Source organism: Streptomyces sp. MK37H, from assembly GCF_018035285.1.
Classification (GTDB): Bacteria; Actinomycetota; Actinomycetes; order Streptomycetales; family Streptomycetaceae; genus Streptomyces; species Streptomyces endocoffeicus.
On sequence record NZ_JAAAYH010000408.1, the window covers coordinates 1 to 8,176 of the forward strand.

The 8,176-nt window shown below is 69.8% G+C and carries 4 protein-coding genes; 2 read left to right on the forward strand and 2 right to left on the reverse strand.

Going from position 1 to position 8,176, the window contains the following annotated elements; all coding sequences use genetic code 11:
* Positions 1-400: 400 nt before the first annotated feature.
* Complete coding sequence (locus GWI24_RS35995; RefSeq protein ID WP_210950241.1) at positions 401-3,103, forward strand: FHA domain-containing protein; 2,703 nt, start codon at positions 401-403, stop codon at positions 3,101-3,103.
* Positions 3,104-3,148: 45 nt separating this feature from the next.
* Here the strand turns inward: GWI24_RS35995 and GWI24_RS36000 are convergent, their stop codons facing one another.
* Entirely contained in the window at positions 3,149-3,910 is a 762-nt protein-coding gene (locus GWI24_RS36000) for a pirin-like bicupin family protein (RefSeq protein WP_210950242.1), read from the reverse strand.
* 246 nt (positions 3,911-4,156) lie between these two features.
* On the opposite strand from GWI24_RS36000, the gene wrbA reads away from it, so the two are divergent.
* A complete protein-coding gene (wrbA, locus tag GWI24_RS36005; RefSeq protein WP_210950243.1) occupies positions 4,157-4,777 on the forward strand; it encodes an NAD(P)H:quinone oxidoreductase in 621 nt (206 codons plus the stop codon).
* Positions 4,778-5,103: 326 nt separating this feature from the next.
* On the opposite strand, the gene GWI24_RS36010 is transcribed toward wrbA, so the two are convergent.
* Positions 5,104-7,944 carry an alpha-L-rhamnosidase gene (locus GWI24_RS36010; protein ID WP_247617340.1) on the reverse strand — a complete coding sequence of 947 codons (2,841 nt, stop codon included), beginning with the start codon at positions 7,942-7,944 and terminating at the stop codon, positions 5,104-5,106.
* Positions 7,945-8,176 lie beyond the last annotated feature (232 nt).

The following is an 8,176-nucleotide window of genomic DNA, read 5'->3' on the forward strand; positions in this document are numbered from 1 at the left end:
TGATGCCCGACGAACACTTCGACCGCATCGCCGACGACCTCATCGATCGTCCGCGCGCAGCCCGTCGCGTTCGCCGGGAAACGCACAGCGCGGTTCCCGGGGAACCGGCTCACCATGCGCCGGCGAGACCGCACCTGTGCGGAGCCGCCGCCGGCGATGGCGCGGACCGTGCCGCGAACACCGGCCGCCGATGTCCCGGCACTCGCCGACCGGCGCACGGCCCGCCGAGGAGCCGGTCGGCGTACGGACCGGTGGTGGTTCGCCACCTCGCACCGCAGACCGTATGACGCTCATCCGCGCCCGGGACGTCCGGGCGCACGCCGGAACCGCAGGAACCGCCCGAGCCGTCGTCTGTCCTCGCGCAGACGGCCTCGGTGCACACGACCGACTTGGGGCAGACGTGCCGGAACTTGTACTGCATGCCAATGGACGCACCTGGACCCTGGACGCGTCCCGGAGCTACACCATCGGGCGCGACCAGCAGGCCGACATCTCGTGCATCGACCGCCGAGTCTCCCGGCGGCACCTTGTGATCCGTTGTGACGGCGGGACGTGGGTCATCGAAGATCTCGGCAGCGCGAATGGCACGTTCGCCGAAGGGCGTCGTATCCAGCGGATCGAGATCGGCCACGGTTCGATCGTCCGGCTGGGAAACGTCTCCACCGGCATGCGGCTGGACTTCACCGGAGCCCCGGCGGCGGTGGGTGACGATCAGGTGCGTGCTGACGCTCAGGCACGCGCTGACGCTCAGGTACGTGCTGACGCTCGGATACGCGCGGGGCTGCCCCAGAGCGAGTCCCGTCCCAAGGCCCGGGGTGCCACGGATCGGGGGACGTCGGCGTCGGCCGCCGCCACACCCCCGGTGGTGCCTGGTCCCAGGGCGGGGGAGGCTCCGGGAGCCCCTGCGGGGGCGGCGGCAGCCCATGGCGACGACCTGTTCCGGCCCCTCCCCCACCACGCCGCATCCGACCTCACCCGTGCCGCGGCTCCCCGGACTCCCGTGGACACGGGGGACGTCCGGGACGCCCACCGGCCCGAAGGACCCGCAGCCGGTCCCCGTGGAGCCGCCGCGGCCCTTTCCATCGACCGGGACCCCTCGGGTGTCCACTCACTCGCCCTGGGACAACGGCTGCGTATCGGCCGCGCGCAGGACAACGAACTCGTGGTGGAGGGCCCGTATGTCTCCCGCCACCACGCGGAGTTCCAGCCCCTGCCCGGTGGCCGCTTCGAAATCGTCGACCTCGGCAGTCACAACGGCACCTACGTCAACGGGCAGCCCGTGGACCGCCAGGTCATCGGCCCGTACGACATCGTCGGAGTCGGCCACTCCACCTTCCGTCTCGCCGGAGACCGGCTGGAGGAGTTCGTCGACACCGGTGCGGTGTCCTTCACCGCCCGCAACCTGACGGTGACCGTCGGGGGCGGCAAGACCATCCTGGACGACGTCTCGTTCGGTGTCCCCGAGAAGTCGCTGGTCGCGGTGATCGGGCCGTCGGGCTCCGGGAAGTCCACCCTTCTGCGCGCACTCACCGGCTACCGGCCCGCCGACCGTGGTCAGGTGCTCTACGACCACCGCGATCTCTACGCCCAGTTCGCCGAGTTGCGCCGCCGTATCGGCCTCGTTCCGCAGGATGACATCCTGCACAAGGAGCTGACCGTCGACACGGCTCTGAAGTACGCCGCCAAGCTCCGCTTTCCCGGTGACACCAGGGCGGCCGAGCGCAAGGCCCGAATCGACGAGGTGCTCCAGGAGCTCAGACTCGACGTCCACCGGGTCAAGAAGGTCGCCTCGCTCTCCGGCGGTCAGCGCAAGCGGGTGTCCGTTGCCCTGGAACTGCTGACCAAGCCCTCCCTGCTCTTCCTCGACGAGCCCACCTCCGGTCTGGACCCGGGCCTGGACCGTGATGTCATGAAGTTGCTGCGGGAGCTCGCCGACGACGGCCGCACCGTACTGGTGGTGACACACTCGGTCGCCGAACTGTCCCTCTGTGACCGGGTGTTGGTCATGGCGCCCGACGGCTCCGTGGCGTACTTCGGTCCCCCGGGCGAGGCCCTGGACTACTTCGGTCACGACAGCTGGGCCGATGTCTTCTCCGCCTTCGAGAACCATCGCGAAGACGACTGGGGCGGGCGCTGGCGGGCTTCCCGGCAGTACGACCGGTGCATCGCGGAGATCGACTCGGCCGTACCGCCGCAGCAGCCGGGCACCCCTGCGACGCAGCCGCCCGCACGAGCTCTGCAGCCCAAACCACAGGGCTGGGTCGGCCAGTTGTGGACGCTGATGCGCCGCTATGTGTCGGTCATCGCCTCCGACAAGGGGTTCATGGCGCTGATGCTGCTGCTCCCGGCCGTGCTGGGCGGAGTGAGCTGTCTGATTCCGGCGAAATACGGACTCGCCCCGCCACCGCCCGACAGCGGTTTCCGCTACAACCAGGAGTCCGGAACCATTCTGCTGGTGCTGGTCGTCGGCATGTGCTTCTCCGGCGCGGCCAACTCCGTACGTGAATTGATCAAGGAACGGGTGATCTACGAACGGGAGAGAGCCACGGGTCTGTCCCGATCCGCGTATCTGATGTCGAAGGTGATCGTCCTCGGTCTGATCACCACGATGCAGGGTGTCGTCATCTGCGCGATCGGCTTCTCCGTCCGTCAACTGCCCGCCCAGGGGCTGCTCATGCCCACGGCCGTCGAGGTCTGCGTGGTCATCAGTGCGCTGGGCTTCACCACCATGCTGTTCGGTCTGGTCATCTCCGCGCTGGTGAGGACCCCGGAGAAGACCATGCCGCTGCTCGTGATGTTCGCCGTCGTCCAGGTCGTCTTCACCGGGGTCCTCTTCCAGCTGTTCGACTCTCCGGGCATCGAGCAACTCGGCTGGCTTATGCCCGCCCGCTGGGCGGTCGCCGGCGCCGGGACCACACTCGACCTCGCGCACACCATGCCGCCCTGGAACCTCGACAAGCCGGACGATCTCGACCCGCTGTGGGCCCACACGGTCACCCAGTGGGGCATCGACCTCGGTGTGCTCCTGGCGATCGGACTGATCTGCGGCTTCGCGGTGGCCCGCCTGCTGCGCCGGCACGAGCCCGAGATCATGCGGGATTAGCCTGCGCACTTGCGGTTCACAGTTGAGCTGTGCCCCGGGCTCGGGTCAGGCCATGGAGATGGCGGCGTCCATCTCCCACATGAGCACCTCGGCACCGTCGGAGCCGCCGGTGACGCGCTGGCCCTCCGCGCCGGTGATCCGGACCGCGTCGCCGGTGGCCAGTGCCCCCGCGCCCTCCAGTTCGGCGCTGCCGCGCGCGACGAAGAGGTGGACGAAGGGGGCGGTGACGATCTCCAGGGTTTCGGCGGGGCGGACGCGGGCGACGTGCAGGGCGGCGTGCTTCTGCCGGATGCCGATCGCGCGCTGGTTGCCGTGGCCGGGCATGCCGGAGGCGAGAGTGGTCCAGCCGCCGAGGGCGAGTTCGTCGTTGATGTCGAGTTGCTCGTAGCCGGGGTGGATACCGGACTCGTCGGGGATGGTCCACATCTGGATGAAGTGGACGGGGTCGTGGTGCTCGGGCCGGCCGGTCAGGGTCCAGGAGTCGTTCTTCTCGCTGTGCAGGATGCCGGTGCCGGCGCTCATCCGCTGGGCGAGGCCGGGGTAGATCACCCCGCTGTGGCCCTCGGAGTCCTGGTGGACGAGGCCGCCGTCGAGGACCCAGGTGATGATCTCCATGTCCCGGTGGGGGTGGGTCTCGAAGCCGGTGCCGGGGGCGACGACATCGTCGTTGGAGACCAGCAGGAGCCCGAAGTGGGTGTTTTTGGGGTCCCGGTGGTGCGAGAAGGAGAAGGAGTGACGGGAGTCGAGCCAGCCGGTGCGGGTGTGGAAACGCTCGTTGGCGCGCCGGATGTCGAGGGGGAGGGCCATGGTGCTGTCCTTGCTGTCCTTGCTGTCCTTGCGGCCGGGGTGCCGGCCCGGTCATGTAGTTGAACGTTATACAACACCGCCGGGGCGAGGTTATTCCCACCGCCCCACGGTGGCCGGTCACCGCTCATATGGTTTACGGTTCAACTAGTGTCCGGTCGGCGGGCACGGACCCCAACGATGAAATCTGCCATGGGCATCTTCAGCCGCAATCGAACGAACGACACCAACGGAACGGAGACCGGAACCGTGAGCACCCCGATCAAGGTAGCCGTCGTCTACTACTCCTCCACCGGCACGATCGCCGAGGTCAGCAAGCAGATCGCCCAGTACGCGGAGAAGGCCGGCGCCGAGGTCCGCCTGCGCAAGGCGGCCGAACTGGCCCCGCAGGAGGCGATCGACTCCAATGACGCCTGGGCTGCCAACGCCGCCGCCACCGCCGACATCCCCGAGGCCACCCCGGCCGACGTCGAATGGGCCGATGCCGTGATCTTCGGCTCGCCCACCCGCTTCGGCAACGTCACCTCGCAGCTGAAGCAGTTCATCGACACGCTCGGCGGTCTGTGGGCCCAGGGCAAGCTCGCCGACAAGGTCTACAGCGGCTTCACCTCCTCCTCCACCACCCATGGCGGCCAGGAGTCCACCCTGCTGGCCCTGTACAACTCCTTCCATCACTTCGGCGGCATCGTCGTCGCCCCCGGCTACACCGACCCCGCCAAGTTCGCCGACGGCAACCCCTACGGCACCTCCCACGTCGACGCACAGGGCAACAACCCCGTCAACCAGGCCACCCGCGACGCCGCCCGCGTCCAGGCCGAGCGCATCGTGCGCATCACCACCGCCCTCAAGGCCGGCCTCGCCGCCGCCTGAGCCTGCCACTCGGCAGAACACCACCTCCGGGCCGACCGGCCGTACGACGTCGTACGGCCGGTCGGCGCGGGCGTCAGCGCGCGTCCGGCCGGCAGGCGCTCCGGCCCCCGCCGCGCCGCGGTGGCCGGAGCGCCTTCATATGCGCGTCAGGCACGCGATGGCGGCGGCGCACGGGAGACGTGGCCCGGCCGGGGCCGGGCCCACCGAGAGGTCGACGGCGGCCCACTCCCCCGCCGCATGAGTGGTCCGTACCCTCCCCATGCGGCGCGGACCCGCCCGCGCCAACGCACGCACAGCCCGGAAATGATCCGTTCGCGGGCAGGCAGTCAGGGAGTGAGATAGCAGTCTTTCCGTACGCCTGGCAGCGGATCGGTGCCGAACGCCGCCGCCGTGCAGCCGGTGCCGCCGGTGAACGACTTGTACACGAAGCTGCCCCGTGCGCCGAAGGCGACGGTCCGCCGGCCACTGAAGGTGCACGCCCCGTCTTCGTCCGAGCAGGCCGTGGCGTAGCCGACCGGGCCGCCGGTGGCGGTGTAGCAGGTCTTCGACTCGCCGGGGATCGGGTCACCGAACGTGGCATCGCTGCACGGAGTGTCGCCGGTGGCCGTGATCGTCGTGAACGCGCCGAAGGCGCCGTACGTCACCGGCTGCCCCGCGGCGGCCGGGCAGGTGCCGTTCTGGTCCGCACACTTGGTCCAGCCACCGGGCGGAGCTCCGGCGGGCGGCAGGTAGCAGGACTTGGCGACTCCGTCGATGGGATCGCCGAAGTGGCCGTTGGTGCAGGCGACGGAGCCGTTGGTGACCTGGTGAGCGAAATTGCCGTTGGCGCCGTAGGCGATGTCACGGTTGTAGCCGGGAACGGCGCAGGTACCGCCCTCGGCCGCGCAGACGGTGTATCCGGGCGGGCCGTCCGCGTCGGCGACGTAGCAGGACTTGAGGAGATTCGGAGCGGGGTCGCCTCCGAAGGCGTTGTTGGTGCAGGCCGTGCCGCCGGTCGCCGTGGTGTACGTGTAGGCCCCCGCCCCGTAGGCCACCGCGCGGGTGCCGCTGAAGGAGCAGGTGCCGCCCTCGCCCGCGCACCGGGTGAAGCCCGCCCGCAGAGCGCCGACACCGGGTTCGGCGGGTGCCGGCGGGTTGCCCAGTCCGGTGGCGGTCACGCTGTAGCTGCCCGGGGCGACGCCGGTGAGGTAGACATAGGTGTCGTCCTGGCTCGCGCCGGTGATTCCCGAGGTGGGCGTGAAGGTTCCGTCGCGCCAGACGACGGTGCCGTTCACGGACACCGAGATGTTGCCGCCGCCCAGCTTCGGGACGCCGATGCGGCCGGTGGTGCCGGACGGGCTGGTGAGGTGCGCCGCATAGGTGCCGGCGGCGGGGACGCGGGACCAGGATGCGTCGATGGCGCCCTGGGGCATGGTGATGCGGCCCTCGGCGCTGGTGAGGTCGCCGGGGTGCGGGACGAAGCGGTACGCGCCGGTCGCCGACTCCGGTGCGGTGCCGAGCACGTCGAAGGTGAGCGTGGAGGTGGGCGCGGTGGACCAGCCGTGGGCCAGGCTCATGAACGAACCGCCGTAGGCCAGGCCACCGTCGGATTTGACGCCCTCCCAGAAGGTGCTCTTGGTGCCGATGTCGCTGCCCAGCATGTGGCCCCAGGTACGGCGGATCTGCGCCAGGGCGGTGAAGTCGTCGTTGGCGGTGAAGCGGGCGTTCAGCTCCATCCCGCCGGCGAAGGGCGACACGTTGCCGCCCCACTCGGGGGTGGTCGGGCCGTAGGTGCCCCAGCGGGTTCCGAGCCCGGTGACGATGGTCCGCGACTTCGCCGTGGAGTCGGTGAGCCCGTACCAGACGGCGAGCGAGTTGCCGTCCTGCGGGTACAGGCCACTGGTCGGGTTGTCCTTGTACATACCCTTCGAGGCGTCCCACAGGCGGGAGTTGGCCGCGGTCTTGATGGCAGCCGCCTTGCCGGCCCAGCTCGCCGCGAGCTCGCTGTCGCCCTTGACCGAGGCCAGGGTGGCGCCGCCCTTGAGCGCGGCGTACAGCAGCGCGTTGGCCGCGATGTTCTCGCCACCCTGACCGGCGCGGGCCCAGTCCTGGGTGCGGGTCACATTGAGGAGGTTGTTGCCATCGATCTTGTCGGTGATGAAGTCCATCCCCCGCTTGTAGTCGCCCCATTCGGAGTCCAGCCACGCCCGGTCGGCCGAGTACGTGTAGTACGTCGCCGTGCCCAGGAGGGTCCAGATGTGGTAGGTGTCCGAGCCTTTGAGGTTGAACGGCGGTCCCGACCAAGGGATTTCGCCCTCGGCGGACTGCGCGTCGTACATCGTGGTGAGCGCGTTGCGCGTCGAGGTGAGGTCGTTCGAGTAGGCGTACTGCGTGGGTACGGCGATGCCCAAGTCGCCGGGCCACACCGTACGGTCGCGCTTGGCCCCGTCGACCAGGACGGAGTCGCCCACCCCGACGGTGGCGCCGTTGTCCCACTCCGTGGCCGGCGGGGGCCAGGCGCGGCCCTGACCCGAGGCGATCGTGTTGAGCTGCACGGTGTACGCCCCGGCGTACCAGATGCGGTTGAGCAGGTCGTCGCTGGAGTGGAAGTAGTTGGCGTAGTCGGCCGGATTCGCCTTCCCCGGAGCCGCGGTGAAGTCGAGGCTGACGCCCTTGAGGTCCACCCAGCCCGAGGTGTCGAGGAAGACAGTGAGGTAGCGGAAGCCACCCCGCAGTCGCGAGGCGGGCATCGTGTAGGTGCCGTCGGCGGAGGCCGTGGCGTAGAGCGCTCCGTCCTCGCCGTCGCGGCCGCTGCTCCGGTCGCTGCCGGTGCCCGCGTACAGGGACGACTCGCTGAAGGCCAGGCCGACCCGTTGGCCGCCGCCGCTGGTGCTGCCGAAAGACAACGTTGCCAGACCGCCGACCTCCTTGCCGAAGTCGAGGGTGATGGCCGACCGCGAGCCGGAGATCCGCGTCGGCCGTCCGCTGAGGACGTTCTGCGGGTCCGCGACGCTACCGGCCGTGGAGTGCACGCTGGTCGGCTTGAGGGTGCGGGAGGTCGGCGAGTAGTTCAGGTCGTCGAGGGCCGCCTTGTGGGCGCCTGTCGGGATCGTCGAGGTCACCGCGGACGCGGACGGCGCGGGACCTGTGGCCAGTGCGGCGGCCACGACCATGGCGAGGGCGAGCATGTGGTGTCGACCTGGCGGTCTGCTCAATGGGGAACGACGACGCATGGAAACCTCCCGGATCGGGTGCGGGAACGGAACTCGGAACGCGATGGATGAAACGATTCAAAAGCGGTGACCTACGAGACCCAGTGGCATGCAGGGGGCATGGCGGAGGGCTCCGGTCACCTCCCGCCGACCCTGCCGTTCGGGCAGGGGGCCTGGGGACGGTCGAGCCGGTCTCGTCCGCGTGCCC

Coding starts and splice junctions, on each gene's coding strand:
- GWI24_RS36000 (WP_210950242.1), bottom strand. CDS start 3,910: ATGGCCCTCCCCCTCGACATCCGGCGCGCCAACGAGCGTTTCCACACC.
- GWI24_RS36010 (WP_247617340.1), bottom strand. CDS start 7,944: ATGCTCGCCCTCGCCATGGTCGTGGCCGCCGCACTGGCCACAGGTCCC.